Annotated in this window: 25 protein-coding genes; 9 read left to right on the plus strand and 16 right to left on the minus strand. The window is 74.3% G+C overall.

What is annotated here, in order from left to right; all coding sequences use genetic code 11:
• Nucleotides 1–56 precede the first annotated feature (56 nt).
• Nucleotides 57–923, plus strand: a complete 867-nt coding sequence (locus AB0E19_RS05565; protein WP_362173671.1) for a hypothetical protein — start codon at nt 57–59, stop codon at nt 921–923.
• 113 nt (nt 924–1,036) lie between these two features.
• Nucleotides 1,037–3,433 carry a Tex family protein gene (locus AB0E19_RS05570; protein WP_362173674.1) on the plus strand — a complete coding sequence of 799 codons (2,397 nt, stop codon included), beginning with the start codon at nt 1,037–1,039 and terminating at the stop codon, nt 3,431–3,433.
• Nucleotides 3,434–3,823: 390 nt separating this feature from the next.
• Here AB0E19_RS05570 and AB0E19_RS05575 read toward each other — a convergent pair whose 3' ends face one another.
• From AB0E19_RS05575 to AB0E19_RS05585, 3 genes are read right to left on the minus strand one after another with little or no spacing between them, the layout of a single operon-like run.
• The gene (locus AB0E19_RS05575; RefSeq protein WP_362173677.1) at nt 3,824–4,228 is read right to left on the minus strand and encodes a hypothetical protein; all 405 of its coding nucleotides are present in this window, start codon (nt 4,226–4,228) and stop codon (nt 3,824–3,826) included.
• Nucleotides 4,225–4,956 carry a 2-phosphosulfolactate phosphatase gene (locus AB0E19_RS05580; RefSeq protein WP_362173680.1) on the minus strand — a complete coding sequence of 244 codons (732 nt, stop codon included), beginning with the start codon at nt 4,954–4,956 and terminating at the stop codon, nt 4,225–4,227. Before AB0E19_RS05580 ends, AB0E19_RS05575 begins: the two co-directional genes overlap by 4 nt.
• The gene (locus tag AB0E19_RS05585) at nt 4,956–6,593 is read right to left on the minus strand and encodes an ABC-F family ATP-binding cassette domain-containing protein (RefSeq protein ID WP_362173683.1); all 1,638 of its coding nucleotides are present in this window, start codon (nt 6,591–6,593) and stop codon (nt 4,956–4,958) included. The genes AB0E19_RS05580 and AB0E19_RS05585 overlap by 1 nt, the downstream gene beginning before the upstream one ends.
• Before the next feature lie 52 nt (nt 6,594–6,645).
• Here AB0E19_RS05585 and AB0E19_RS05590 point away from each other — a divergent pair, with 52 nt between their 5' ends.
• A complete protein-coding gene (locus tag AB0E19_RS05590) occupies nt 6,646–7,602 on the plus strand; it encodes an FAD-dependent oxidoreductase (protein ID WP_362173686.1) in 957 nt (318 codons plus the stop codon).
• 81 nt (nt 7,603–7,683) lie between these two features.
• Here AB0E19_RS05590 and AB0E19_RS05595 read toward each other — a convergent pair whose 3' ends face one another.
• Entirely contained in the window at nt 7,684–7,989 is a 306-nt protein-coding gene (locus tag AB0E19_RS05595; RefSeq protein ID WP_189946093.1) for a hypothetical protein, read from the minus strand.
• A 116-nt stretch (nt 7,990–8,105) separates the two neighbouring features.
• Nucleotides 8,106–9,434: a M14 family metallocarboxypeptidase gene (locus tag AB0E19_RS05600; protein ID WP_362173689.1), complete on the minus strand. Its 1,329-nt coding sequence runs from the start codon at nt 9,432–9,434 to the stop codon at nt 8,106–8,108.
• 212 nt (nt 9,435–9,646) lie between these two features.
• Here AB0E19_RS05600 and AB0E19_RS05605 point away from each other — a divergent pair, with 212 nt between their 5' ends.
• Nucleotides 9,647–11,155 (plus strand): M1 family metallopeptidase, encoded by a 1,509-nt coding sequence (locus AB0E19_RS05605; protein WP_362173692.1) that lies wholly within the window; start codon nt 9,647–9,649, stop codon nt 11,153–11,155.
• 46 nt (nt 11,156–11,201) lie between these two features.
• Here the strand turns inward: AB0E19_RS05605 and AB0E19_RS05610 are convergent, their stop codons facing one another.
• Together AB0E19_RS05610 and AB0E19_RS05615 are read right to left on the minus strand one after the other, a co-directional pair.
• Complete coding sequence (locus AB0E19_RS05610) at nt 11,202–12,152, minus strand: oxygenase MpaB family protein (RefSeq protein WP_362173695.1); 951 nt, start codon at nt 12,150–12,152, stop codon at nt 11,202–11,204.
• 134 nt (nt 12,153–12,286) lie between these two features.
• A complete protein-coding gene (locus AB0E19_RS05615) occupies nt 12,287–12,778 on the minus strand; it encodes a hypothetical protein (protein ID WP_362173698.1) in 492 nt (163 codons plus the stop codon).
• 172 nt (nt 12,779–12,950) lie between these two features.
• Between AB0E19_RS05615 and sph the strand changes: the two genes are divergently transcribed.
• The gene (gene sph / locus AB0E19_RS05620; RefSeq protein WP_362173701.1) at nt 12,951–13,937 is read left to right on the plus strand and encodes a sphingomyelin phosphodiesterase; all 987 of its coding nucleotides are present in this window, start codon (nt 12,951–12,953) and stop codon (nt 13,935–13,937) included.
• A gap of 10 nt (nt 13,938–13,947) precedes the next feature.
• On the opposite strand, the gene AB0E19_RS05625 is transcribed toward sph, so the two are convergent.
• Entirely contained in the window at nt 13,948–14,478 is a 531-nt protein-coding gene (locus AB0E19_RS05625) for a hypothetical protein (RefSeq protein WP_362173704.1), read from the minus strand.
• Nucleotides 14,479–14,571: 93 nt separating this feature from the next.
• Entirely contained in the window at nt 14,572–15,054 is a 483-nt protein-coding gene (locus tag AB0E19_RS05630; protein WP_362173707.1) for a macro domain-containing protein, read from the minus strand.
• Between the two features lie 83 nt (nt 15,055–15,137).
• Between AB0E19_RS05630 and AB0E19_RS05635 the strand changes: the two genes are divergently transcribed.
• The 3 genes from AB0E19_RS05635 to AB0E19_RS05645 are packed head-to-tail and all read left to right on the plus strand — an operon-like array spanning nt 15,138 to nt 16,650.
• On the plus strand, nt 15,138–15,347 hold the full coding sequence (locus AB0E19_RS05635) for a helix-turn-helix domain-containing protein (protein WP_360609349.1): 210 nt from the start codon (nt 15,138–15,140) through the stop codon (nt 15,345–15,347).
• Complete coding sequence (locus AB0E19_RS05640; protein WP_362173710.1) at nt 15,347–15,871, plus strand: Clp protease N-terminal domain-containing protein; 525 nt, start codon at nt 15,347–15,349, stop codon at nt 15,869–15,871. The genes AB0E19_RS05635 and AB0E19_RS05640 overlap by 1 nt, the downstream gene beginning before the upstream one ends.
• A 41-nt stretch (nt 15,872–15,912) precedes the next feature.
• Nucleotides 15,913–16,650: a MerR family transcriptional regulator gene (locus AB0E19_RS05645; protein ID WP_362173713.1), complete on the plus strand. Its 738-nt coding sequence runs from the start codon at nt 15,913–15,915 to the stop codon at nt 16,648–16,650.
• On the opposite strand, the gene AB0E19_RS05650 is transcribed toward AB0E19_RS05645, so the two are convergent.
• From AB0E19_RS05650 to AB0E19_RS05665, 4 genes are read right to left on the minus strand one after another with little or no spacing between them, the layout of a single operon-like run.
• Nucleotides 16,637–18,811, minus strand: coding sequence for a 3-hydroxyacyl-CoA dehydrogenase NAD-binding domain-containing protein (locus tag AB0E19_RS05650; protein ID WP_362173716.1), 2,175 nt, complete (start codon nt 18,809–18,811; stop codon nt 16,637–16,639). The genes AB0E19_RS05645 and AB0E19_RS05650 overlap by 14 nt on opposite strands.
• 44 nt (nt 18,812–18,855) lie before the next feature.
• Entirely contained in the window at nt 18,856–20,070 is a 1,215-nt protein-coding gene (locus tag AB0E19_RS05655) for an acetyl-CoA C-acetyltransferase (RefSeq protein ID WP_362173719.1), read from the minus strand.
• A gap of 48 nt (nt 20,071–20,118) precedes the next feature.
• Nucleotides 20,119–21,270 carry an acyl-CoA dehydrogenase family protein gene (locus AB0E19_RS05660; protein WP_362173722.1) on the minus strand — a complete coding sequence of 384 codons (1,152 nt, stop codon included), beginning with the start codon at nt 21,268–21,270 and terminating at the stop codon, nt 20,119–20,121.
• Nucleotides 21,267–22,415, minus strand: a complete 1,149-nt coding sequence (locus AB0E19_RS05665) for a CaiB/BaiF CoA-transferase family protein (protein ID WP_362173725.1) — start codon at nt 22,413–22,415, stop codon at nt 21,267–21,269. Before AB0E19_RS05665 ends, AB0E19_RS05660 begins: the two co-directional genes overlap by 4 nt.
• A gap of 166 nt (nt 22,416–22,581) precedes the next feature.
• On the opposite strand from AB0E19_RS05665, the gene AB0E19_RS05670 reads away from it, so the two are divergent.
• Entirely contained in the window at nt 22,582–23,799 is a 1,218-nt protein-coding gene (locus AB0E19_RS05670) for a saccharopine dehydrogenase NADP-binding domain-containing protein (RefSeq protein ID WP_362173728.1), read from the plus strand.
• Nucleotides 23,800–23,871: 72 nt separating this feature from the next.
• On the opposite strand, the gene AB0E19_RS05675 is transcribed toward AB0E19_RS05670, so the two are convergent.
• From AB0E19_RS05675 to AB0E19_RS05685, 3 genes are read right to left on the minus strand one after another with little or no spacing between them, the layout of a single operon-like run.
• On the minus strand, nt 23,872–24,306 hold the full coding sequence (locus AB0E19_RS05675; protein WP_362173731.1) for a RidA family protein: 435 nt from the start codon (nt 24,304–24,306) through the stop codon (nt 23,872–23,874).
• A 52-nt stretch (nt 24,307–24,358) separates the two neighbouring features.
• On the minus strand, nt 24,359–24,739 hold the full coding sequence (locus tag AB0E19_RS05680) for a VOC family protein (protein WP_362173734.1): 381 nt from the start codon (nt 24,737–24,739) through the stop codon (nt 24,359–24,361).
• Nucleotides 24,736–24,876 (minus strand): hypothetical protein, encoded by a 141-nt coding sequence (locus AB0E19_RS05685; RefSeq protein WP_360609339.1) that lies wholly within the window; start codon nt 24,874–24,876, stop codon nt 24,736–24,738. Before AB0E19_RS05685 ends, AB0E19_RS05680 begins: the two co-directional genes overlap by 4 nt.
• Nucleotides 24,877–24,953: the final 77 nt, after the last annotated feature.

Genomic DNA, 24,953 nt, shown 5'->3' on the forward strand with positions numbered 1-24,953 from the left:
CCGTGGACCGGGGACCCGTTCCCTCCGTACCAAGCAGTCGGTTAGGTTCTGGTGCCATGACGACCTCTCTGCCGCCGCGGGCCGGGCGCCGCTGCCACAACGCCCTGAACCCGTTCCACTCGACGCTGTACTTCTCCCCCGACCTGGACCGGGAGTTCGGGGCCCTCGGCCTCGCCGACCCCGCCGCCATGCGGCTCGCCGCCCGCAGCGCCCCGCTCGGCGCCGTCGGCGCCGGCACGGTCGCCGCGACCTTCTACAACTACCGCTGGGAGCTCCTCGACCGGCACCTGCCCGCCGTCTGGGAGACCGCCGCCCCCGCCGCCGTCCTCGACGCCCGGCTGCGGGCCGTCGACGCCACCCTGCGCCGGCTGCTCGGCGAGGAGGCCGTCGCCTCCCCCGAGATGGCCGAGGCCGCCGTGCTCGCCCTGCGGGCCGCCGAGGCCTGTACCCGGCACGCCCGGCCGCTGTACTCCGCCAACGCCGACCTGCCGGTCCCCGCGGCGCCGCACCTCGCCTACTGGCACGCCGCGACCCTGCTGCGCGAGCACCGCGGCGACGGGCACCTGACGGCCCTGCTCACCGCGGGCCTCGACCCGGTCGAGGCGCTGGTCTCCCACACCGCCACCGGCAAGGGCATGACACCGCGCTGGGTCCTCGGCAGCCGGGGCTGGAACCGCTCCGACTGGGAGACCGCCCGGGAGCGGCTGCGCGAGCGCGGGTACCTCGACGCGGACGGCGAGCTGACGGAGTCCGGCAAGCGGCTGCGGGAGGAGCTGGAGGAGACGACGGACCGCCTGGACGCCGCCCCGTACGAGCACCTCGGCGCGGCCGGCGTGGAGCGCCTCACCGAGCTGGGCCGCGGTTTCCTGGCCGCCGCCGCGGGCGCGGGCGCCTTCCCCGCCGATCTCGTCGGCAAGGACTGAACCCGGGGACGCCGCGCGGCGCGCGCGGAACCGGGCCGGTTGCCGCGTCCGGGTGACGGACGCGGCAGAATGCACGGGCAAGCCAGTGGTACGAGCAGACGGGTCGGGACACGGTGACGACGTCCATCGAAGCAAGGATCGCCGAGGAGCTCGGCGTACGCGAGCGACAGGTCAGGGCGGCGGTCGAGCTGCTCGACGGCGGCTCCACCGTGCCGTTCATCGCGCGCTACCGCAAGGAAGCGACCGAGATGCTCGACGACGCGCAGCTGCGCACCCTGGAGGAGCGGCTGCGGTACCTGCGCGAGCTGGAGGACCGGCGCACCGCCGTCCTCGACTCGGTACGGGAGCAGGGCAAGCTGACGGAGGAGCTGGAGGCCCGGATCCTGGCCGCCGACACCAAGGCGCGCCTGGAGGACATCTACCTGCCGTTCAAGCCGAAGCGGCGCACCAAGGCGCAGATCGCCCGCGAGGCCGGGCTCGCGCCGCTGGCGGAGGGGCTGCTCTCCGACCCGTCGGTGGAGCCGGCCGCCGCGGCGGCGGCCTTCGTCGACGCGGACAAGGGCGTGGCGGACGCGGCCGCGGCCCTGGAGGGCGCGCGGGCGATCCTCACCGAGAAGTTCTCCGAGGACGCCGACCTCATCGGCGAGCTGCGGGAGCGGATGTGGGGCCGGGGGCGGCTCGCGGCCAAGGTCCGCGAGGGCAAGGAGCAGGACGGCGCGAAGTTCGCCGACTACTTCGACTTCGCCGAGCCGTTCACCGCGCTCCCCTCGCACCGGGTGCTCGCCATGCTGCGCGGCGAGAAGGAGGACGTCCTCAGCCTGGAGCTGGAACCGGAGGAGGCCACCGACGGGCCGTCGTCGTACGAGCCGATGGTGGCGAGCCGCTTCGGCATCGCCGACCGGGGGCGTCCCGGCGACAAGTGGCTCCAGGACACGGTCCGCTGGGCCTGGCGCACCCGGATCCTCACGCACCTCGGAATCGATCTGCGGGTGCGGCTGCGGACGGCCGCCGAGGACGAGGCGGTCCGGGTCTTCGCGGCGAACCTCCGGGACCTGCTGCTCGCGGCGCCGGCCGGCACCCGGGCGACGCTGGGCCTCGACCCCGGTTTCCGTACCGGCGTGAAGGTGGCGGTGGTCGACGCGACCGGCAAGGTCGTCGCCACCGACACCGTCTATCCGCACGTCCCGGCCAACAAGTGGGACGAGTCGCTGGCGAAGCTGGCGCGGCTCGCGAAGGAGCACGCGGTCGAGCTGGTCGCCATCGGCAACGGCACGGCCTCCCGCGAGACCGACAAGCTCGCCACCGAACTGCTCGCCAAGCACCCGGAGTTGAACCTGACGAAGGTGATGGTCTCGGAGGCCGGCGCCTCGGTGTACTCGGCCTCCGCCTTCGCCTCGCAGGAACTCCCGGGCCTGGACGTGTCGTTGCGCGGCGCGGTGTCCATCGCCCGGCGGCTCCAGGACCCGCTGGCCGAGCTGGTGAAGATCGACCCGAAGTCGATCGGCGTCGGCCAGTACCAGCACGACCTCGCCGAGACGAAGCTCTCCCGCTCGCTCGACGCGGTCGTCGAGGACTGTGTGAACGGCGTCGGCGTCGACGTCAACACCGCGTCGGCGCCGCTGCTTTCGCGGGTCTCCGGGATCAGCTCCGGCCTCGCCGAGAACATCGTCGCGCACCGCGACGCCCACGGCCCCTTCCGCTCCCGCAAGGCGCTGAAGGACGTGTCCAGGCTCGGCCCGAAGGCGTACGAGCAGTGCGCGGGCTTCCTGCGCATCCGGGGCGGCGACGACCCGCTGGACGCCTCGGCGGTGCACCCGGAGGCGTACCCGGTGGTGCGGCGGATGGCCAAGACCACCGGCGGCGAGGTCGCGGCGCTGATCGGCGACACGGGGACGCTGCGGTCGCTGCGGCCGGCCGACTTCGTCGACGACTCCTTCGGTCTGCCGACGGTCACCGACATCCTGCGCGAGCTGGAGAAGCCGGGGCGCGACCCGCGACCCGCCTTCAAGACGGCCACCTTCAAGGAGGGCGTCGAGAAGATCGGCGACCTGGTCGCGGGGATGGTCCTGGAGGGCGTGGTCACGAACGTGGCCGCGTTCGGGGCGTTCGTGGACGTCGGTGTCCACCAGGACGGTCTGGTGCACGTGTCGGCCATGTCGAAGACCTTCGTCAAGGACCCGCGGGACGTGGTGAAGCCGGGCGACGTGGTGAAGGTGAAGGTCCTCGACGTCGACATCCCGCGCAAGCGGATCTCGCTGACGCTGCGGCTGGAGGACGAGGCGGCGGCCCAGGACTCCGCACCCGGGCGGGAGCGCGGCGGCCGCCCGCCCCAGCAGCGGCAGGGCCAGGGGCGCGGCCAGGGCCAGGGCCAGGGCCAGGGACGCGCCCAGGGCAGGGGCCAGAACCAGGGCCAGGGCCGCGGCCAGGCCGCCGCGCCGGCGAACAGCGCGATGGCGGACGCCCTCCGGAAGGCGGGGCTCTTCGGCGAGGGCGGCGGCAAGCGCCGCTGACACCCCACGCCGCCGCCCCCGGCCCCGCCCGAACGGCGGGACCGGGGGCGGCGCGCGTACGGACCGGGGCGGCGGCCTGCAGGGCGGACCGGGCGGCGACCCGCGCGGCGGCCCGAGGCGGCGGCCCCCACGGCTGCCCGAGGCGGCCGCCCGGACGGCGAACCACACGGCGGCCGGTACGGCGCACCGGACGGCGAACCACACGGCGGACCATGCCGCGGCCCGCACGGCTGCCCACAAGGCGGACCGGACGGCGGCCCGCACCGCGGACCAGGTGGCACCCGCTCGCCGGGCCGCCGTCGGGCATGCCGCCGGGCCGGACTCCCTCCGGGGCGTCCGGCTCGGCGGCTGTCGCGGGTCGGCTCGCGGGCGTGGCCGCGGGCCCGGCGGCTACGGCAGGAAGCGCAGCGCCCAGTCGGCTCGGTTCGAGACGGTGAGGTCGTCGTCGTCCGTCAGGGGGCGGAGGACGCGCTCGGCGGTCTTCGGGTCGGCCTGGACGAGGTCGACGATCTCGGCGGCCAGGCCGTCCTGGTCGTCGCCGAGGTCCACCGCCGAGGCCCGGACCAGGGTCGGGAGGGTGTCAGCGCCGCCGAGGGCGGCCAGGACGCCGCCGAGGAGTTCGCGGGCGTAGCCGTTGCGCTCGGCGACGGCCCGGTCCAGTTCGGACTCCAGGCGCGGCAGCAGGGTCCGGTCGCCGCCCGCCGCGATCTCGTCGGCGAGGTCGATCGTGGCGTCGACGTCCGCGTCGAGGTCGTCCAGCATCGCGAGGAGCCGGGTCACGCTGTCGTCGGTCATGGTGCCTCCGTAAATGCGCCGTCCGCGAGGACGGGGACGGCCGTCGACGCGTCGGCTTCGGCGGCCACCTCCACGTCCCGCGGATAGCCGTACTCGTACAGTTCACGGCCCGAGTCGCAGCCGTGCAAGGCGGCGGCCGGGTCGTCCGTCGCCGCCCACAGCGTGGCCGCCGCGGTCGCCTCCGGGGTCAGGGGGAGCCCCGGCGCGAGGGTGCGCAGGGCGTCGAGGACCGCGCCGGCCCCGAGGAGGTCCTCCAGGGCGGGGCGCAGCGAGCCGTCCGGCCACCGTTCGCCGGCGGCGATCACGGCGAGGGGGCGTGCCCCGGAGCCGTATCCGTGGCCGGCGAGCCAGTGGGCGACGGCGGTGCGGTTGCGGAGCGAGGCGGCGACGACGGTCGCCGTCCCGGCCTCGGCGGCGATCGTGGAGCCGTTCGGGGACGGCAGGACCAGCCGGGCCGGGGCGGGGGCCGAGCGGAGCGCCGCCGGGGAGAGCGACCACGGGTGAGCCCCGGTGGCCTCGCCGCGGCCGACGGCGAGGACGGCGTCCTTCTCGCGGGCGTAGGCGGCGGCCGTGGCGTCCCGCCAGCGGTACGGGTACACGGCCGTGCCGGCCTCGACCGCGACGCCGACGGCCGTCGTGAACGACAGCACGTCGACGACGACCAGGCAGCCCGCTCCGGCGGCGAGGGCCCGTGCCTCGACGGGCCCCCAGCCGAAGGCGACGCCCATCAGAGTTCGGTGACCTTGCCGTCGGCGACCTCGATCCGGCGGTCGACCCGGATCGCGTCGAGCATGCGGCGGTCGTGGGTCACCAGGAGCAGCGTGCCCTCGTAGGAGTCGAGGGCGGACTCCAGCTGTTCGATGGCGGGCAGGTCGAGGTGGTTCGTGGGCTCGTCGAGGACGAGGAGGTTGACGCCCCTGCCCTGGAGGAGGGCGAGGGCGGCGCGGGTCCGTTCGCCCGGGGAGAGGGTGGTGGCGGGGCGCAGCACGTGGTCGGCCTTGAGGCCGAACTTGGCGAGCAGGGTGCGGACGTCGGCCGGTTCGGTGTCGGGGACGGCGGCGCAGAAGGCTTCGAGGAGGGTCTCGGTGCCGTGGAAGAGCCTGCGGGCCTGGTCGACCTCGCCGACGACGACGCCGGAGCCGAGGACGGCGTGGCCGGAGTCGAGCGGGAGGCGCCCGAGGAGGGCGGCGAGCAGGGTGGACTTTCCGGCGCCGTTGGCCCCGGTGACGGCGACGCGGTCGGCCCAGTCGATCTGCAGGGTGGCGGGGCCGAAGGTGAAGTCGCCGCGGCGGACCTCGCCGTCGCGGAGGGTGGCGACGACGGAGCCGGAGCGGGGGGCGGCGGCGATCTCCATCCGCAGCTCCCACTCCTTGCGGGGCTCCTCGACGACGTCCAGGCGTTCGATCATGCGCTGGGTCTGGCGGGCCTTGGCGGCCTGCTTCTCGCTGGACTCGCCGCGGAGCTTGCGGCCGATCTTGTCGTTGTCGGTGGCCTTGCGGCGGGCGTTGCGGACGCCCTTGTCCATCCAGTTGCGCTGCATGAGCGCGCGGCTCTCCAGGGCGGACTTCTTGTCGGCGTACTCCTCGAACTCCTCGCGGGCGTGCCGGCGGGCGGTGGCCCGCTCCTCCAGGTAGGCGTCGTAGCCGCCGCCGTAGAGGGTGATCTGCTGCTGGGCGAGGTCGAGTTCGAGGACCTTGGTGACGGTGCGGGTGAGGAACTCGCGGTCGTGGCTGACGACGACGGTGCCGGCCCGCAGCCCCTTCACGAAGGCCTCCAGGCGCTCCAGGCCGTCGAGGTCGAGGTCGTTGGTGGGCTCGTCGAGGAGGAAGACGTCGTAGCGGGAGAGGAGGAGGGAGGCGAGGCCGGCGCGGGCGGCCTGGCCGCCGGAGAGGCCGGTCATCGGCTGGTCGAGGCCGATGGTGAGGCCGAGGGAGGCGGCGACCTCCTCGGCGCGCTCGTCGAGGTCGGCGCCGCCGAGGTCGAGCCAGCGCTCCAGGGTGGTGGCGTACGCGTCGTCGGCGCCGGGCGTGCCGTCGACGAGGCCCTGGGTGGCCTCGTCCATCGCGGCCTGGGCGGCGGCGACGCCGGTGCGGCGGGCCAGGAACTCCCGCACGGTCTCGCCCGCGCGCCGCTCGGGCTCCTGCGGCAGGTGGCCGACGGTGGCGGTGGGCGGCGAGAGCCGGACCTCGCCCTCCTCGGGGGTGTCGAGCCCGGCGAGCAGCCGCAGCAGGCTGGACTTGCCGGCGCCGTTGACGCCGACGAGGCCGATGACGTCGCCGGGGGCGACGACGAGGTCGAGCCCGGCGAAGAGGGTGCGTTCGCCGTGGCCGGCGGCGAGGTCCTTGGCGACGAGAGTGGCAGTCATCAGACCACGCATCCTACGTGGGCGGCGGGGGCCGCCCGGGTACGGTCCGGGCATGGGCAGCGACGTGATCGTGGTGGGCGGCGGGGTCGTCGGGCTGACGACGGCGGTGACACTGGCGGAGCGGGGAGCGCGGGTGCGGGTCTGGGCCCGGGACCCGGTGGAGGCGACGACGTCGGCGGTGGCGGGCGCCCTGTGGTGGCCGTACCGGATCGAGCCGGCGGAGGAGGCGGGGGGCTGGGCGCTGGAGTCCCTCGAGGTGTACCGGGAGCTGGCCGCGGCGCCGGAGGAGACCGGGGTGCGGTGGGTGCCGGGGGTCCACGCGGACACGCGCCTGGACGGTCTCGGGACGTGGGCGGCCCGGGTCCCGGGGCTGCGGCAGCTGCCGCCCGGGGAGGTCCCGGGGCCGTACGCGACGGGGCTCGGGGCCCGGCTGCCGCTGATCGACATGCCGGTCCACCTGGCGTGGCTGCGGGGCCGCCTGGAGGCGGCGGGCGGGGTCGTCGAGCGGCGGGCGGCCGCGGGCCTGGAGGAGCCGGCCGCGGCGGCGCCGGTGGTGGTGAACTGCGCGGGGCTCGCCGCGCGGGAGCTGGTGCCGGACGCCGGGCTGCGGGCGGTGCGGGGGCAGTTGGTGCTGGTGGAGAACCCGGGGGTCGAGGAGTGGTTCACGGCCGCGGACGCGGGGGCGGCGGAGACGACGTACTTCTTCCCGCAGCCGGGACGCCTCGTCCTCGGCGGGACGGCCGAGGAGGGTGCGGAGGGGCGGGAGCCCGACGCGGCGACGGCGGCGGGGATCGTGGCGCGCTGTGCGCGGATCCGGCCGGAGATCGCCGGGGCCCGGGTGCTCGGCCACCGGGTGGGGCTGCGTCCGGCCCGGGCCGGCGGGGTGCGCGTCGAGGCGGTGCGGCTGCCGGGCGGCGGTCTGCTGGTGCACCACTACGGGCACGGGGGCGCCGGGGTCACGGTGGCGTGGGGCTGCGCGCGGCGGGCGGCGGAGCTCGCGACGGGGTGAGGGGTACGGCCGAAGGCCCCCGTCCGCGCGGGACGGGGGCCTTCGGCGGGCCGGCGGGACGCGCAGCGCGTCCCGCGCGGGTCACCTCCCGAACGGCGGGGCGACGACCTCGTCGGCGCGCTCGCACTGCTTGGCGCGGCGCTGCAGGGCGTCGGCGCGGGCGTAGGCGCGGCGGGACTCCTCGTAGGCCTTGAGGCGCTTGAGCTGGGCGGCCCGGTCGCGCTCGGCGCGGGCCTGGTTGTACAGCTGGGCGGGGTTGCAGGTGCGGCCGGAGGCGGCCTCGGCCGACGGGGCGGCGGCGGTCTGTCCGAGCAGCAGGCCCCCGGCCAGCAGCATCGTGGCGAACAGGGCGGGCAGGGTGCGGCGCGCACGCGTCGCGTGGGACATGTGTTTCTCCAAGTCGGGGCCGTGACGGCCCGTTTGAGGCATGGTCAGTACCGGCCGGTAACTTTACCTGCCCCAACGGGACCGATCGGACAAGCCCCACCTTGCCCACGGAAACGTCAACACTCCTCCACAGGACGCCCACTGACGAGGTGGTAGGAGGCGCGCCCGTCGAGGAGCAGCGGGACCAGGAGCCGCTGCGACTGGCGCAGCGGGACGTACGCGCCGCCGTCCGGCGTCCGGCTCGACGCCACGCCGTGCAGGGCGAGTTCGTCGCCGGCCTCGGCGTACTGGGCGGCGTCGAGGCGGTAGCCGCACGGCGGGTCGGCGATGATCTCGGCGGGCTCGGGCGGGTCGTTGTCGGCGCCGCCGAGGTAGACGGGGCCTTCGTCGGCGAGCCCCGTGAGCCGGGCGGCGGAGGTGGCCGCGGTGAGCGGGGCGCGGCGCTCGGAGACGTACGCGAAGACGTCCTTCAGGGCGGTGAGGTGGGTGGCGACCCTGCGCCGCTGGGAGAGGGCCGGGTCGCGCTCCTCGGCCTCGCCGAGCGGGTCCTCGCGCGTCTCGGCGAGGAGGGCGGCCATGTGCTTGATCCCGGCCGTGTTGCGCAGGATGCGCTCCTGGCCGTCGCCCGCGACCTGTTTGACCGGGCGGCCGGTGAAGGGGTCGGTCCAGATGCCGTACACGCCGTGGGTGCGGCCCGCTCGGGCGGCGCCGGGGCGGACGTACTCCTCCGAGAGGACCCGGGACTCGGCGTGGACGCGGGCGTCGGTGTCGAGGCTGCGCGGCCAGAGGGCGAGGAGGTCCTTGTCGTAGTAGCCGTGGGTGGCGCCGTACTCGTGGAGGTCGTGGACGAGGTCGGGTTCGCGGTCGCGGATCACGGCGGCGAGGGCGCGGGCCTCGGCGGTGCGCAGGGCGAGGTGGTCGCGGTTGACGTCGATGCCGGCGGCGTTGCCCCGGGTGTCGGCCTCGCGGCCGTCGGGATTGGCGTTGGGCACCACGAGGACGGTGGTGCGGGCGAGCAGCCGCAGCGTCCCGGGGTCGCGGGCGAGGGCGAGGTCCCGGACGGTGGTGAGGCAGGCCTCGCGCCCGGCCGGCTCGTCGCCGTGCTGGCTGCAGACGAGCAGCACCGTGGTCGCGCCGCGCGCCGGGCCGAGGGCGGCGAGCCGCAGCGGCCGGCCCTGCTCGGTGGTGCCGATGGTGGTGACCGCGAGCCGCGCGCTGCGCCGGTCGACGGCGGCGAGGAAGTCCCGCTCCTCCGCGTCCGTCGTCCAGCGGGCCCCGCCGCTCGCCTCGAAGCCGGTCCGGGGCGGGGCGGGCGGCGCCTCGGGGACCGCCGCCTTCGCCGGGACGGCGACGAGGGGCAGCCCGAGGAGGGCCGCCCCGGCGGCGAGGGCCAGGGCGCGGCGGGCGGCACGCGGACGCTTCGGCACGGGCGCGGGCATCGGCATGGCGGGACCGTACTCGCCCCGCCCGGGGTGCGGAAGACCGCGTGCGGGAAACGGGTGAACCGGTGCTTCATGTCGGCCGAATGGCGATCGTGTGACGGAAGGCGCCCTTTACGTGACCCTCCGTCGCGTGCTTCATAGAGTCCGAACAAGTCCGGATCAAGGACAGACGCCACCCACGCGTCTTACGTCACCCTCGACTTGGGGAGCCCTCCGTGCACCGCAGAATCATCCTTCCGAGCGCCCTCGCGGCCGCGCTGCTGCTGGCGATCCCGGCTTCGGCGGCCGACTACGTCCCGGGCGCGCCGGGCATCGGCGACTCCTACTACCCCACCGCAGGCAACGGCGGCTACGACGTCTCCCACTACGACCTGCGCCTGAAGTACCAGCCGGCGACCGACCTCCTGGAGGGGACGGCGACGATCCTGGCGACGACCACGCAGAACCTCTCCCGGTTCAACCTCGACCTGGGCCTGAAGGCGAGCGAGGTGCGGGTCGACGGCCGGCGCGCCTCGTTCAAGGCCACCGGGGAGCACGAGCTGGAGATCGTTCCGGCCGTGCCGCTGGCGAAGAACCGGCAGGTCACGGTGGTGGTCCGGTACGCGGGCAAGCCGTCCGAGTTCAAGGTCGGCGGCTGGTCGGCCTGGCACCGCACCCCGGACGGCGGGGTCGCCGCGCAGGAGCCGGACTCGGCCGCCTGGTGGTTCCCGTCCAACGACCACCCGCGCGACAAGGCCACCTTCGACGTGTCCGTCTCGGTGCCGGACGGCACCCAGGCGATCAGCAACGGCGTGCTCCAGTCGCAGTCCTCGCGGCTCGGCTGGACCCGCTTCAACTGGCGCTCCAACAAGCCGCAGGCGCCGTATCTGGCCACGCTCGCGGTCGGGAAGTTCGACATCACGACGGACACGACCGCGAACGGACTGCCGGTCCTCAACGCCTACAGCAAGGACCTCGGCGACCACGCGGGCGCGGCCCGGGCCTCGATCGAGCGGACCGCCGAGGTCGCGGAGTGGCTGGAGGAGGCCTTCGGCCCGTACCCGTTCAACGCGCTCGGCGGCTATGTCCCCAACGTCACCAGCGGCTACGCCCTGGAGACGCAGACCCGGCCGTTCTACAGCCCGCGCCAGTTCGCCAACGGCTCGAACGTCTCCGTGGTCGTCCACGAGCTGGCCCACCAGTGGTACGGCGACAGCGTCTCGGTGCGCGACTGGAAGGACATCTGGATCAACGAGGGCTTCGCCCGCTACGCCCAGTGGCTGTGGTCGGAGAAGGAGGGCGAGGGCACCGCCCAGGAGCTGGCGGACTACGTGTACGCCCTGCGGACCGCCGAGGACCCGTTCTGGACGGTGAAGCCGGGCGACCCGGGGCCGGAGAACCAGTTCCACGTCGCCGTGTACGACCGGGGCGCGCTGGCGCTCCAGGCGCTGCGGAACGAGATCGGCGACGAGGACTTCTTCGCGATCCTGAAGGGGTGGCCGCAGCGGTTCGCGCACGGTGACGCGCGGGTGGCGGACTTCGTCCGGTACGCCGAGGAGGTCTCCGGCAAGCCGCTGGCGGAGCTCTTCGAGACCTGGCTGTACGAGCCGGCCAAGCCGGCGGCCGGCCCGTCGGCCGCCGCCGCTCCGGCCTCCGTGGCCCGGACGGCGCCGGCTCCGGCGCCGGTCCAGCCGAAGTCGTGGAAGAAGATCGCGGCGACGAACGGGGTGCACGAGCACCGCTAGGCCGTCTCTTCCGGATCGGACCGGATCCGTACGGGAGGCCGTCCGGTCAGCGCGGGGCGCGGCGGGCGGCCTCCCTGGCGCGCCGGGCGAGCGGCAGGTAGCGCAGCCGCTCGGGCAGCGCGGGGACGACCACGCGGACGATCCCGGCGATCCGGCGCAGCCTCCGCTCCTGCTCCGGCGTCCACTCCAGGCCGATCGCCGCGCGGGCGTCCGGCGGCATCAGGCCGATGGTGAGGAAGGCGCGGATGCGCTGGAAGGGGCGGCGGAGCACCGGCCAGAGGGGGCGCAGGACGAGCCGCAGGAGGAGCGGGCCCCGGTCGGGGGCGGGGACGGGGGCGTCCGGGTCGATGAGCTCGCGGACCACGGCGGTGGCCTCCAGCTCCTCGGCGAGGACCGTGCGGTAGTAGGGCCAGAACTCCTCGACGGTCTGCGGCATGTCCCGGTCGTGGATGCCGAGGATCCGGCCGACCTGGAGCCACTCGGCGTAGAGCCGGCGGTCCTGGGCCTCGGTGAGCGGGCGGTGGAGCAGGGCGAGGCCGTGCCGGTAGACGGGGTAGCCGGTGGCGTGCACCCAGGCGTAGTAGGCGGGCGTGAGGGCGTGGTAGCGGCGCCCGTGGGCGTCGGTGCCCTGGATGTCCCGGTGCAGGGCGCGCAGCCGCCGCCCCTCGGCGGCGGCGGCCTCTCCCCCGTACACCCAGAGCTGCACGGAGCGCAGCGAGCGCTCGCCCCGCCCCCAGGGGTCGGTCCGGAAGACGGAGTGCTCGTCGACGCCCGCCCCGATCGCCGGGTGCGCGACCTGCATGGTGAGCGCGGCGGGCAGCATGAGCAGCGCGCGGACGTCCCCGGCGACGGACCAGAGCACGCCGCCGACGGGCGGCGGGGCGGGGTCGGGGTCCTTCCGGCCGGTCGCGCGGGCGGGCGGCGCGGCCGGGGTCGCGGCGGAGCCGGTCGCGGTGGACGTCGCCGGGATGGTCGTCGCCTCGTCGTCGGTGGTCATGCGGGGTCCCCTGCCTCTCGCCTCGGTGGCCGCCCCTCCAGGGTGCGCCTTCGGGGCGTACGGACGACGGCGGGGCCGGTCCCGGGGGCTTGTCGGCCCCGGGAACGGCCCCGGCGTGGTGGTGTGCTGTGCGGTCAGGCGCGGTCGGCGCCGACCGGCTCGCCGACGATGCGGCCGGCGAGGGCGTGGGCCCAGGCGTCGACGTCGGCGTTGAGCTCGCGCTCGGCGGCCTCGCGCTCGGCGGCGATCTTCGCGGTGCCGGCGGCGAGGATCGTGTCGCGCTCGGCCTGGCCCTCGGCGCGGGCGGCCGCGATGGCGGCGGAGCCCTCCTCGACGGCCTTGGAGCGGATACGGGCGGCCTCGTGGCGGGCCTCGGCCAGCTCGGCCTCGTACTGGGCGCGGATGTCCGCGGCCTCGGAGCGCAGGTCGTCGGCGCGCTCGGTGCCGCCGTCGATGGCGTCCTCGCGCTCCTCGATCGTGCGCTTGATCTTCGGGAGGATCACCTTCGCCAGGAAGAAGAAGGTCACGAAGAACACGGCGAAGCCGAGGATGAGCTCGGCCCAGACCGGGTTGAGCGGGCCGAGGTCCATGTCGAAGATCTTGGCGTTGGAGGCGAGGGTCGTCATGGCGCGCATCCTACCTGGTCCGGAAACCGGCGGATCGTACACCCCCGTGATCGTTGGCGCGCTCGTACGACGCGGGCAAGATTCCCGGCACCTGGAGGCTACCGGAAGGTAACTACGGCTGGTTGTATGTGCCGCGCCGAGCACAACCCCCCACCACTCGACGGGAGTTCCCGTGTCCCTCAGCACGTTCCGCCGCATCCCCGGTGTCGCCGTGTCCCTCGCGCTCGCGGCCGCCACCCTGGCGGCGACCGCGCCCGCCGCCTCCGCCGCCCCCGAGGCCGCCGCGGCGCCCCGCCTGAAGGTGCTCACGTACAACGCCTTCCTCTTCAGCAAGACGCTGTACCCGAACTGGGGACAGGACCACCGGGCCCGGGCGATCCCCGCCGCCCCGTTCTTCCAGGGCCAGGACGTCGTGGTGATCCAGGAGGCCTTCGACAACTCCTCCTCCGACGCCCTCAAGGCGAACGCCGCGGCGGCCTACCCGCACCAGACGCCCGTCATGGGCCGCTCGAAGACCGGCTGGGACGCCACGAGCGGCGCCTACTCGGCGACCACGCCCGAGGACGGCGGGGTGACGATCCTCAGCAAGTGGCCGATCGTCCGCAAGGAGCAGTACGTCTACAAGGACGCGTGCGGCGCCGACTGGTACTCGAACAAGGGCTTCGTCTACTCGGTCCTCGACGTGAACGGCAGCCGCGTGCACGTCGTGGGCACCCACGCCCAGTCCACCGACCCGGGCTGTTCGGCGGGCGAGGCGGCGCAGATGCGCAGCCGCCAGTTCAAGGCGATGGACGCCTTCCTCGACGCGAAGAACATCCCGGCGGGCGAGCAGGTGATCGTCGCGGGCGACATGAACGTGGACTCCCGCACGCCCGAGTACGCGACGATGCTCGCCGACGCGGGCCTCGCCGGGGCGGACGCCCGCACCGGGCACCCGTACTCCTTCGACACCGAGCTGAACTCGATCGCGGCGGACCGCTACCCGGACGACCCGCGCGAGGACCTCGACTACGTCCTGTACCGGGCCGGCAACGCCCGCCCGGCGAACTGGACGAACCACGTGGTCCTGGAGTCGTCCGCGCCGTGGTCGGTCTCCAGCTGGGGCACGACGTACACGTACACCAACCTGTCGGACCACTACCCGGTGACCGGCTTCTGATCCCGGGGCGTCAGTAGCCGGGGCCGCCGAAGAGGGTGTACGCCCAGGCGGCCACGGCGATCCCGACCAGAACCAGCACCACCCAGGAGCCGGCGCTCGTGTGCCGGCTCCTGCCCGTCCCCGCCGCGGAGGCCCTGGGCGCCTTCGGAGCCTTCGGAGCCTTCGGCTCCTTGCGCGCCTTCCGCCCCTTGCCCGGCCGGCCTGCCCGCGAGGGCCCGGCGTCCACGTCCCCGCCCCGACCCGCGTCGGCCGCCGCGGCGACCTCGGCGAGCATCCGCCGGCAGACGGTGGCCAGCTCGGCGACCGGCGCCGTCAGGTCGACGACCACCTCGGTACGGGCCGGGGCCGTGGTCCCCCCGTCGAGTATCCGCCCGGCCCGCAGCAGCGCCTGGTCCTTGCCGCCCGTCGGGGCGAGGCTGATCCACCGGCGCACGTGCTCGCCGCGGATGACGACGCCCCCGCCCCGCTCCCGGTACACCGTGTGCTCCCGCCACAGGACCCCGGCCAATTCCGCCGCCGTCTCCCTGAGTTGCGCGTACATCCCACTCCCCTGTTCCCGCCCGCCGACGCGGACCGGCCGCCGACTCTAACCCCCGGGGGCGCGCCTCACCGGCCCGCCCCCGCCGCGCGCCCCTTACGCGCCGAAGTCGTACACGGTGACCGGTATCCCCCGGCTCACCAGCCGCTCCCGCACCAGCGGCTCCACCCGCTCCCACGTCCCGCCGGCGAGCCCGCAGCCGATCCTCGGCATGTGCACCGAGGCCCCCAGCTCGGCGGCCCGCTCGGCGAGCCGCCCCAGCGCCCGGTCGATCGCCTCGTACCGCACGGGCACGCCGGGGCTCCGCACGGTACGGATCCCCCGCTGCCCCACCAGGTTCGCCACCCAGAGGTGCGGCGAGACCCGCACGAACTGCGCCGCGCCGAGGCCGAAGTCGTTGCCCGCCCGCTCCCGGTGCCAGCGGCGGAAGGCCGCCTCGGGCTCCGGCCACCGGCGCGAGACGGCGAGCACGAAGCCCTTCCCCCAGCCGCCCACGTCGTTGCAGACGTGGGCGATGATCCGGACGCCTTCGCCCCGGGGCGCGGTGGCGTCGCCGCGTACGTACTCGATCTCGCTCATGGGGGCACGGTAGGCGGCGGCACCGACAACGGCGGGTGTCAACTGCAGTTGACAGGTCGGGGGTGTCAACCTAGATTGACAGCATGACCGATGCGACCGATCTCGCCGCGCGGGCCGGCGACCGTGATCCCCGGGTGGGGTTGCGGGCCGTGTCCGCCCTGCGGCGGCTGTTGGAACAGCTGGAGGCAGTCCAGGTGCGCGGTGCGCGTGACCAGGGGTGGTCCTGGCAGGAGATCGCCACCGAGCTGGGGGTCAGCCGGCAGGCCGTTCACAAGAAGTACGGGAGGCAGTGATGTTCGAGCGGTTCACGAAGGCGGCCCGGGACGTGGTGAAGGGGGCGGCCGAGCACGCGGAGCGGAGCGGGGCGGAGGCCGTGACCGCCGAGCACCTGCTGCTCGCGCTGCTCGACCGGGACGGGACCCGGGCGGCGGGGGTGCTCGGGCGGCTCTGTCCGGCGGAGCGGCGGGGCGCGCTGGTCGCGGCGCTCGCCGACGCGCGGCGGCGGGCCGGTCTCTCCCGGGCGGACTCCGAGGCGCTGGCGGGACTCGGGATCGACGTCGACGCGATCGTCGCGCGCGTCGAGGAGACCCATGGGGCAGGGGCGTTCTCCGCCCGCCGCAGGCGCTCCGGGCGCCGCCCGTTCTCGGGCGAGGCGAAGGCCGTCCTGGAGAAGTCGCTGCGCGTGGCGCTGGCCCGCAAGGACCGGGAGATCGGCGACGAGCACCTGCTCCTGGCGCTCACCGCGTCCGGCGGGGTCGTCGCCGAGGCGCTGGCCGACCACGGCGTCACCTTCGCCTCCGTCGAAACCGCACTCTGAGGGCTTTTACAGTCCTGGTGAGACAGCAATACTGTTGAACCATGGAGGACGAGAGCGGCGAGGGACTGCCCCCGGGGTACACCGTCGACGAGCTGGCGGCCCGGGCCGGGATGACGGTGCGGACCGTGCGGTTCTACGGGACGCGGGGGCTGCTGCCGCCGCCGGTGATCGGGCCCCGCAGGGTCGGGTGGTACGGCGCCGAGCACCTGGCCCGGCTCGCGCTGATCGAGGAGCTGCAGCGGCAGGGCATGACGCTGGCCGCGATCGAGCGGTACCTGGAGCAGCTGCCGCCCGACCTCAGCGCGCAGGACCTCGCGGTGCACCGGGCGCTCGTGGCGTCCTGGGCACCGGAGTCCGCCGAGACCATCACCCGGCGGGAGCTGGAGCGGCGCGCCGGGCGGGAGCTGGCCGACCGGGACGTCGAACGGCTCGCCGTCATGGGGGTGCTGGAGGCGACCGGCGACACCGAGGTGTTCCGGCTCGACGGTTCGCTGCTGCGGCTCGGTGTCGAGATGCTCGACGTGCCGATCGAGCACGACACGATCCTCGCCTCCCGCACGGTGCTGCTCGACCACGCCCGGTCGGCCGCCCAGGAGCTGGCGCGGCTGTTCCAGGAGGAGGTGTGGAACCCGTACCGGGAGAGCGGGGAGGACCCGGACCACCTGACCGCCATGAAGTCGCTGTCCGCGCACATGCAGCCGATCGTGGTCCAGGCCCTCGTCACCGCCTTTCAGCGGTCCCTCAGCGAGGAGTTGCGCTCCGCGTTCAGGAGTCCGTGAAGGTCTCGCCGCGCTCGGCCTTCTCCACCAGGAGGGCCGGCGGGGCGAAGCGCTCGCCGTACGTCTCCGCCAGCTCGCGGGCGCGGGCCACGAAGCCGGCGACGCCGCCCTCGTAGCCGTTGACGTACTGGAGGATGCCGCCGGTCCAGGCCGGGAAGCCGATGCCCATGATGGAGCCGATGTTGGCGTCGGCGACCGAGGTCAGGACGCCCTCCTCCAGGAGGCGGACGGTGTCCAGGGCCTCGGAGAAGAGCATCCGCTCCTGCATGTCGCGGAAGGGGATCTCGTACCCGGGCTTGGTGAAGTGCTCGCGCAGGCCCGGCCAGAGCTTGCCGCGCCTGCCGTCCTCCGCGTAGTCGTAGAAGCCGGCGCCGCCGCTGCGGCCGGGGCGGGCGAACTCGTCGACCATGCGGTCGATGACGACCTCGCCGGGGTGGGTGACCCAGGTGCCGCCGGCCTCCTCGATCGCCTTCTTCGTCTCGTTGCGGATCTTGCGCGGGAGGGTGAGGGTCAGCTCGTCCATGAGGGAGAGGACCTTCGCCGGGTAGCCGGCCTGGGCGGCGGCCTGCTCGACGGAGGCGGGCTCGATGCCCTCCCCGACCATCGCCACGCCCTCGTTGATGAAGTGGCCGATGACGCGCGAGGTGAAGAAGCCGCGCGAGTCGTTGACGACGATCGGCGTCTTGTTGATCTGGCGGACCAGGTCGAAGGCGCGGGCCAGGGCCTCGTCGCCGGTGCGCTCGCCCTTGATGATCTCGACCAGCGGCATCTTGTCGACCGGGGAGAAGAAGTGCAGGCCGATGAAGTCGGTCTGGCGCTCGACGCCTTCGGCGAGGACGGTGATCGGGAGGGTCGAGGTGTTGGAGCAGAGCAGCGCGTCGGCGTCGACGACGTGCTGGATCTCCTGGAAGACCTTGTGCTTGAGCGCGGTGTCCTCGAAGACGGCCTCGATGACCGCGTCGCAGCCGGCCAGCGCCTGCGGGTCGGAGGTCGGGGTGATCCGGGCGAGGAGGGCGTCGGCCTTCTCCTGGGTGGTGCGGCCCCGGGACACGGCCTTGGCGCAGAGCTTCTCCGAGTACGCCTTGCCCTTGGCGGCGGCCTCGTCGGTGACGTCCTTGAGGACGACCTCGATGCCGGCGCGGGCGCAGGAGTAGGCGATGCCCGCGCCCATCATTCCGGCGCCGAGCACGGCGACCTTGCGGACCTGCCGCTTCTCGACGCCCTTGGGGCGGCTGGCGCCGGAGTTGACGGCCTGGAGGTCGAAGAAGAACGCCTGGATCATGTTCTTCGCGGTCTGGCCGGTGACCAGCTCGGTGAAGTACCGGGACTCGATGACCTGCGCGGTCTCGAAGTCGACCTGGGAGCCCTCGACGGCGGCGGCCATGATGTTGCGCGGGGCCGGGTAGGGGGCGCCGTTCAGCTGCTTGCGCAGGTTGGCCGGGAACGCCGGGAGGTTGGCGGCGAACTTCGGGTTCGACGGGGTGCCGCCGGGGATCCGGTAGCCGGGCACGTCCCAGGGCTGCGCGGACTCCGGGTGCGTGTCGATGAAGGCGATGGCCTTGGCCATCATCTCCTCGGGGGTGGCGGCCAGTTCGTGGATCAGTCCGCTGTCGAGGGCGCGCTTCGGAGCGTACTGGGTGCCCTGGAGGAGGACCTTCAGGAGGGCGTCGGTGATGCCCATGAGGCGGACGGTGCGGGTGACGCCGCCACCGCCGGGCAGCAGGCCGAGGGTGACCTCCGGCAGGCCGATCTTGGAGCCGGGCGCGTCGAGCGCGATCCGGTGGTGGGAGGCGAGGGCGATCTCGTAACCGCCGCCCAGGGCGGCGCCGTTGAGGGCGGCGACGACCGGCTTGCCGAGGGTCTCGATGCGGCGCAGGGCGCGCTTCATGTCCATCGCGGCCCCGAAGATGTCCTCGGCGTGCTCGGGGCCCGCCTGGATCATGTCCTTGAGGTCGCCGCCGGCGAAGAAGGTCTTCTTCGCGGAGGTGTAGATGACGCCGCGGATGGAGTCCTTCTCGGCCTCCAGGCGGTCGGCGACGGCCATGATCGACGTACGGAACGCCTGGTTCATGGTGTTGGCGGACTGGTTCGGGTCGTCGAGGACGAGGGTGACGATCCCCGTGGCGTCCTGCTCCCAGCGGATGGTGGTGCTCTCGCTCATGCTGATGCTTCTCCGGTGGCCGGTGTGAGGGATGCGGACGGGGGTCAGACGCGCTCGACGATGGTGGCGATGCCCATGCCGCCGCCGACGCAGAGGGTGGCGAGGCCGTAGCGCTTGTCCTGGCGCTCCAGCTCGTCGACGAGGGTGCCGAGGATGATGCCGCCGGTGGCCCCGAGCGGGTGGCCGAGCGCGATCGCGCCGCCGTTGACGTTGACCTTGTCCAGCGAGACGCCCATGTCCTTGACGAAGCGCAGGACGACCGCGGCGAAGGCCTCGTTGATCTCGATGAGGTCGATGTCGTCGATGGTGAGGCCGGCCTTGGCGAGCGCCTTGCGGGCGGCCGGGGCGGGACCGGTGAGCATGATGGTGGGCTCGGAGCCGGAGACGGCCGCCGCGACGATCCGGGCGCGCGGCGTCAGCCCGTACCGCTCGCCGACCTCCCGGGAGCCGACGGCGAGGAGGGAGGCGCCGTCGACGATGCCGGAGGAGTTGCCCGCGTGGTGGACGTGGTCGATCTCCTCGACCCAGTGGTACTTCTGCAGCGCGACCGCGTCGAAGCCGCCGAGCTCGCCGATGTCCTTGAAGGACGGCTTCAGCCTGGCCAGGGAGTCCGCGGTGGTGCCGGGGCGCATGAACTCGTCGTGGTCGAGGACGGTCAGCCCGGCCCGGTCGACGACCGGCACGACGGAGCGGGCGAAGCGGCCCTCCTTCCAGGCGGTGGCGGCGCGCTCCTGGGAGAGGGCGGCGTACTCGTCGACGTCGCGCCGGGTGAAGCCCTCGATGGTGGCGATGAGGTCGGCGCCGATGCCCTGCGGGACGAAGTTCGTCTCCAGGTTGGTCATCGGGTCGGCGAACCAGGCGCCGCCGTCGGAGGCCATCGGCACCCGGGACATCGACTCGACGCCGCCGGCGAGGACGAGGTCCTCCCAGCCGGAGCGGACCTTCATCGCGGCCATGTTGACCGCTTCGAGGCCGGAGGCGCAGAAGCGGTTCTCCTGGACGCCGGCGACGGTGTCGGGGAGACCGGCGGCGATGCCGGCGATCCGGGCGATGTCGGAGCCCTGGTCGCCGACCGGGCCGACGACGCCGAGGACGATGTCGTCGATCGCCGCCGGGTCCAGGCTCGGGTTGCGGCGCTGGATCTCGCGGATCAGGCCGGTGACGAGGTCGATGGGCTTGGTGCCGTGCAGGGAGCCGTTGGCCTTGCCGCGTCCGCGCGGGGTGCGGATCGCGTCGTACACGTACGCTTCGGTGCTCACGGGAAGCCTTTCGCGGTGAGGGTTTGCTACGAGCGGGGAGGTCTGGGGTCAGCCGAGGAGGGAGCGGCCGATGATCTCCTTCATGATCTCCGTCGTGCCGCCGTAGATGGTCTGGATGCGGCCGTCGGTGAAGGCGCGGGCCACCGGGAATTCGCTCATGTAGCCGTATCCGCCGTGCAGTTGCAGGCAGCGGTCGGCGACCCGCTTCTGGAGCTCGGTCGCCCACCACTTGGCCATGGAGGCGTTGACGGGGTCGAGGCCGAGGCCGGAGGGGTCGGCGTGCTCGGCGATGCACCGGTCCACGAAGGCGCGGGTGACGGCGCACTCGGTGGCCATCTCCGCGATCTCGAACCGCACGTGCTGGAGCTTGGCCAGCGGCCGGCCGAAGGCCTCGCGCTCCTTCACGTAGCGGGTGGTGAGCTCCAGGAGGTGCTCGGCGCCCGCGATGCCCGCGACGGCGATGGCCAGGCGCTCCTGGGCGAGGTTGGTCATCAGGTGGACGAAGGCGCCGTCGAGCTCGCCGAGGAGGTTCTCCTTGGGGACGCGGACGTCCTTGAAGAAGAGCTCGGCGGTGTCCTGGGACTTCTGGCCGATCTTGTCGAGGTTCCGGCCGCGCTCGAAGCCCTCCATGCCGCGCTCGACCACCAGCAGGGAGAGGCCGTGGGCGCCGCCCTCGGGGGTGGTCTTCGCGACGACGATCACCAGGTCGGCGAGGATGCCGTTGGAGATGAAGGTCTTGGAGCCGTTGAGGACCCAGTGGTCGCCGTGGTCCTCGGCGGTGGTGCGGATGCCCTGGAGGTCGGAGCCGGCACCGGGCTCGGTCATCGCGATGGCGGTGACGATCTCGCCGGAGCAGAAGCCGGGCAGCCAGCGCCGCTTCTGCTCGTCGGTGGCGAGCTTGGTGAGGTAGGGGCCGATGATGTCGTTGTGCAGGCCGATGGCGAGGCCGGGGGCGGCCGCCCTGGTGAACTCCTCGGCGAGGACGGAGGCGTACCGGAAGTCGGGGTTGCCCCCGCCGCCGTACTCCTCCTCGACGGCGAGGCCGAGGAGGCCCTGCCGGCCGGCGGCGAGCCAGGCCTCGCGGGAGACGATGCCGTCCTTCTCCCACTGCGCGTAGTGGGGCAGCACCTCCTTCTCCAGGAAGGTGCGGACGACCGCCCGGAAGGCTTCGTGGTCCTCGGTGTAGAGCGTGCGCTTCATGCGGTCTTCGACTCCTGGGTGTGCAGGGCGGGGACGGCCCAGTCGCGGGCGACCTCGGCGGTGTCGGCGCCGGGCAGGGCGGGGCCGGTACGGAGGGTGCCGGGGGTGGCGGAGAAGCGGGGCGCGGGCGCGGGCTGGACGAGTCCGCCGTGCTCGGCGAAGGTGGCGCGGGCCGCGAGGTGCGGGTGGGCGGGGGCCTCGCGGAGCGAGAGGACGGGGGCGACGCAGGCGTCGGTGCCCTCGAAGACCTCGGTCCACTCGGCGCGGGTACGGCTCCGGAAGCGGGCGGCGACGGCCTCGCGCAGCTCGGGCCAGCGGGCGAGGTCGCGGCGGAGGGACCCGGCTTCCGCCAGGTCGAGGAGCCGGGCGAACTCGTCGTAGAAGCGTTCCTCCAGGGCGCCGACCGCCATGTGGCCGCCGTCGGAGGTCGCGTACACGCCGTAGAAGGGGCAGCCGCCGTCGAGGAGGTTCACCCCGCGCCGGTCCTGCCAGCCGCCGGCCAGGAGCATCGCGTGGATCATGGTGGTGAGGTGGGCGGTTCCGTCCACGATGGCGGCGTCGACGATCTGGCCCTCGCCGTGCGTCCGGGCGTGCTGGAGGGCGGCGAGGACGCCGACGACGAGGTAGAGCGAGCCGCCCGCGTAGTCGCCGAGCAGATTGGCCGGGATGCTCGGCGGGCCGTCCGGGTCGGGGCCGACGAGGCCGAGGGCGCCGGTCACGGCGATGTAGCCGATGTCGTGTCCGGCGGTGGGGGCGAGCGGACCGTCCTGGCCCCAGCCGGTCATCCGGCCGTAGACGAGCCGGGGGTTGCGGGCGAGGCACTCCTCGGGGCCGACGCCGAGGCGTTCGGCGACGCCGGGCCGGTAGCCCTCGATCAGGACGTCGGCGCGCTCGGCCAGGTCGAGGAGGACCGCGGGGCCGTCGGCGGCCTTGAGGTCGACGAGGACCGAGCGCTTGTTGCGGTTGGTGAGGTCCTTGGCCGGGTCGACGCCGAGCCCCGGGCCGCCGGGCCGGTCGACGCGGACGACGTCGGCGCCGAGGTCGGCGAGGAGCATGGCGGCGAAGGGGCCGGGGCCGATGCCGGCGAGCTCCACGACCCGGACACCGGCGAGCGGGCCGGTCCGCTCGGTCTGCCTCGTGCTCATCGAGCCCCCAGAGTGTGTGACACCAATGATGTAACACCGGAGATGCTAGGAACGTGTTCCACTCGGCACAAGCCCCCCGGCCGAGCAAGCGCTTGGAAATTCGACGGGGCGGCCGGGTCCGCTATCCTCCGCCGACGACATCGCCGAGGGACGGGAGTGGGGCTCGATGGAGACAGGGGCGGGCGCGGGGCGGGAGCCCGGGCGGGAGACGGCGGAGCGGCCGTACGACGTGGTCCTGTACGGGGCCACCGGGTTCGTGGGCGAGCTCACCGCGGAGTATCTGGCCGAGCACGCCCCCGCCGGATTCCGCTGGGCCCTCGCCGGCCGCTCGCCGGCGAAGCTGGCGGCGCTGCGCGACCGGCTCGCCGCCGGCCGGCCGCACCTCGCCGGGCTTCCGCTGCTGACCGCCGACTCCGGCGACCCCGCCTCGCTGCGGGCGCTGGCCGGGTCGGCGCGGGTGGTGGCCTCCACCGTCGGCCCGTACGTCTGGTACGGCGAGGGCCTGGTCGCGGCCTGCGCGGAGGCCGGCACCGACTACCTGGACCTGACCGGCGAGCCCGAGTTCGTCGACCTCGTGTACGTCCGCCACGACGCCCGCGCCCGGGAAACGGGCGCCCGCATCGTGCACGCCTGCGGCTTCGACTCCGTCCCGCACGACCTCGGGGTGCTCTTCACCGTCCGGCAGCTGCCCGAGGGCGTGCCGCTGCGGATCGACGGCTTCGTCCGGGCCGGCGCGGTCTTCTCCGGCGGCACCTTCGCCTCCGCGCTGACCGCCTTCGGGCGCGGCCCGCAGATGCTGCGGGCGGCCCGCGAACGCCGTCTGCACGCGCCCCGCCTGGTGGGCCGGCGGGCCCGCGCGCCGCTGGGCGGGCCCCGGTTCAGCGCCGAGACGGGCACCTGGGCGCTGCCGCTGCCCACCCTGGACCCGCAGGTCGTGGCCCGCTCGGCCGCCGCGCTCGAACGGTACGGCCCCGACTTCCGCTACCGGCACTACGCCTCGGTGAAGACGCTGCCGATGGCCCTCGGCGGCACGGCGGCGCTCGCCGCGACCCTCGCCACGGCCCAAGTACCGCCCGTGCGCCGCTGGCTGATGGACCGTTACGCGGCGGGCTCCGGCCCCTCGGCCGAGCGGCGCGCCCGCAGCTGGTTCACGGTCCGCTTCGTCGGCGAGGGCGGCGGACGGCGGGTGTTCACCGAGGTGTCGGGCGGCGATCCCGGCTACGACGAGACGGCGAAGATGCTCGCCGAGTCCGCCCTCTGCCTCGCCCTGGACCCGCTGCCGAAGACGGCGGGCCAGGTCACGACGGCGGTGGCGATGGGCGACGCCCTGATCTCCCGGCTGCGGGCCGCGGGGCTGCGTTTCCGGGTGGCGCACAGCGAGTAGCGCGGGCGACGCGCGCGCCCGGAGGGACGCGGGTGACGTGCGCCCCCGGACGCGGCCGTCCGGGGGCGCGCGTCACCAGCCGATCATGTCGGGGGTGCCGGTGGCGGGGGCGACCACCGCGTCGATCTCGACCTCGACCAGCCAGGCGGGGTCGATGAAGCGGGACACCTCCACGAAGGTGCAGGCGGGCCGGACGCCGGCGAAGCGCTCGCCGTGGGCCCGGGCCGCCTCGCGCCAGGTGGTGGCGTCGGTGAGCATGACGCGGGTGCGGACGACGTCGGCGAGCCCGGCGCCCGTCTCCCGGAGCGCGGCCTCGGCGATGTCGAGGCAGCGGACGGTCTGGGCGTAGACGTCGCCGGGCGCGGCGGTGGTGCCGTCGGGCGCGATCGGGGCCGTACCGGCGACGGAGACGTACGGGCCGAGCCGTACCGCGCGGGAGAAGCCGATCTCCGGTTCGAGCGGCGAACCGGAGGAGACGAGGCGTCGTGAGGTGGCGTGCAGGTCCATCCGGACATCCTGCCCGTCCCGCGCCCGCTCGAAGCGCCGTCGGGAGGCGGCCTCAGGGCCCCATGAGCCGGAAGGGATGCCCGGCCGGATCGGCGTAGACCCGCCACAGCGGCGCGCCCGCCGACTCGCCCGCGTCGCCGAGCGGTACGGCTCCGAGAGCGAGCACCCTCTCGTGGGCGGCGGCCGGGTCCGGGACCCGGATGTCGAGCAGGAACTGCTGCTCGGGGGCGCCCCAGACGGGCGGCTGGTGGTCGGCGACGTCCTGGAAGGCGAGGACCGGGCCGTGCGCGTCGCGCAGCACGGCGGAACCGGCGCCGACGGCGAGCGCCGCATCGGGCGACTCGACCTCTCCGCCGAGCAACTCCCGGTAGAACCCCGCGAGTCCGAAGGCGTCGGGGCAGTCGAGCACGACGCAGCGCAGCCGCCCGTTCATCCGGTGGTCCAGTCGGCGAGCACGTACAGGATGGCGCAGGTCCAGGCGAGCGCGGAGAGCGCGGCGACGGCGAGGACGGCGGGCAGCGCGCGGCCGCCGGAGCGACGGCCGGGGCCCGTGGTGACGGGGGTTGTCATGGGGCCCACTGTGCCGTGGGGGTCTGACAGCGGACATCCGTACGCGTACTCAGCCGCTACTCAGCCGCGCGTGGTGC

The organism is Streptomyces sp. NPDC047974 (genome assembly GCF_040653375.1).
Taxonomy (GTDB): Bacteria; Actinomycetota; Actinomycetes; order Streptomycetales; family Streptomycetaceae; genus Streptomyces.

Bases quoted from the DNA above. Each gene is read 5' to 3' on its own strand.
- AB0E19_RS05565 (WP_362173671.1), top strand. From the start codon at position 57: ATGACGACCTCTCTGCCGCCGCGGGCCGGGCGCCGCTGCCACAACGCC.
- AB0E19_RS05575 (WP_362173677.1), bottom strand. From the start codon at position 4,228: ATGACCGACGACAGCGTGACCCGGCTCCTCGCGATGCTGGACGACCTC.
- AB0E19_RS05580 (WP_362173680.1), bottom strand. From the start codon at position 4,956: ATGGGCGTCGCCTTCGGCTGGGGGCCCGTCGAGGCACGGGCCCTCGCC.
- AB0E19_RS05585 (WP_362173683.1), bottom strand. From the start codon at position 6,593: ATGACTGCCACTCTCGTCGCCAAGGACCTCGCCGCCGGCCACGGCGAA.
- AB0E19_RS05590 (WP_362173686.1), top strand. From the start codon at position 6,646: ATGGGCAGCGACGTGATCGTGGTGGGCGGCGGGGTCGTCGGGCTGACG.
- AB0E19_RS05595 (WP_189946093.1), bottom strand. From the start codon at position 7,989: ATGTCCCACGCGACGCGTGCGCGCCGCACCCTGCCCGCCCTGTTCGCC.
- AB0E19_RS05600 (WP_362173689.1), bottom strand. From the start codon at position 9,434: ATGCCGATGCCCGCGCCCGTGCCGAAGCGTCCGCGTGCCGCCCGCCGC.
- AB0E19_RS05610 (WP_362173695.1), bottom strand. From the start codon at position 12,152: ATGACCACCGACGACGAGGCGACGACCATCCCGGCGACGTCCACCGCG.
- AB0E19_RS05615 (WP_362173698.1), bottom strand. From the start codon at position 12,778: ATGACGACCCTCGCCTCCAACGCCAAGATCTTCGACATGGACCTCGGC.
- AB0E19_RS05625 (WP_362173704.1), bottom strand. From the start codon at position 14,478: ATGTACGCGCAACTCAGGGAGACGGCGGCGGAATTGGCCGGGGTCCTG.
- AB0E19_RS05630 (WP_362173707.1), bottom strand. From the start codon at position 15,054: ATGAGCGAGATCGAGTACGTACGCGGCGACGCCACCGCGCCCCGGGGC.
- AB0E19_RS05635 (WP_360609349.1), top strand. From the start codon at position 15,138: ATGACCGATGCGACCGATCTCGCCGCGCGGGCCGGCGACCGTGATCCC.
- AB0E19_RS05640 (WP_362173710.1), top strand. From the start codon at position 15,347: ATGTTCGAGCGGTTCACGAAGGCGGCCCGGGACGTGGTGAAGGGGGCG.
- AB0E19_RS05645 (WP_362173713.1), top strand. From the start codon at position 15,913: ATGGAGGACGAGAGCGGCGAGGGACTGCCCCCGGGGTACACCGTCGAC.
- AB0E19_RS05650 (WP_362173716.1), bottom strand. From the start codon at position 18,811: ATGAGCGAGAGCACCACCATCCGCTGGGAGCAGGACGCCACGGGGATC.
- AB0E19_RS05660 (WP_362173722.1), bottom strand. From the start codon at position 21,270: ATGAAGCGCACGCTCTACACCGAGGACCACGAAGCCTTCCGGGCGGTC.
- AB0E19_RS05665 (WP_362173725.1), bottom strand. From the start codon at position 22,415: ATGAGCACGAGGCAGACCGAGCGGACCGGCCCGCTCGCCGGTGTCCGG.
- AB0E19_RS05670 (WP_362173728.1), top strand. From the start codon at position 22,582: ATGGAGACAGGGGCGGGCGCGGGGCGGGAGCCCGGGCGGGAGACGGCG.
- AB0E19_RS05675 (WP_362173731.1), bottom strand. From the start codon at position 24,306: ATGGACCTGCACGCCACCTCACGACGCCTCGTCTCCTCCGGTTCGCCG.
- AB0E19_RS05680 (WP_362173734.1), bottom strand. From the start codon at position 24,739: ATGAACGGGCGGCTGCGCTGCGTCGTGCTCGACTGCCCCGACGCCTTC.
- AB0E19_RS05685 (WP_360609339.1), bottom strand. From the start codon at position 24,876: ATGACAACCCCCGTCACCACGGGCCCCGGCCGTCGCTCCGGCGGCCGC.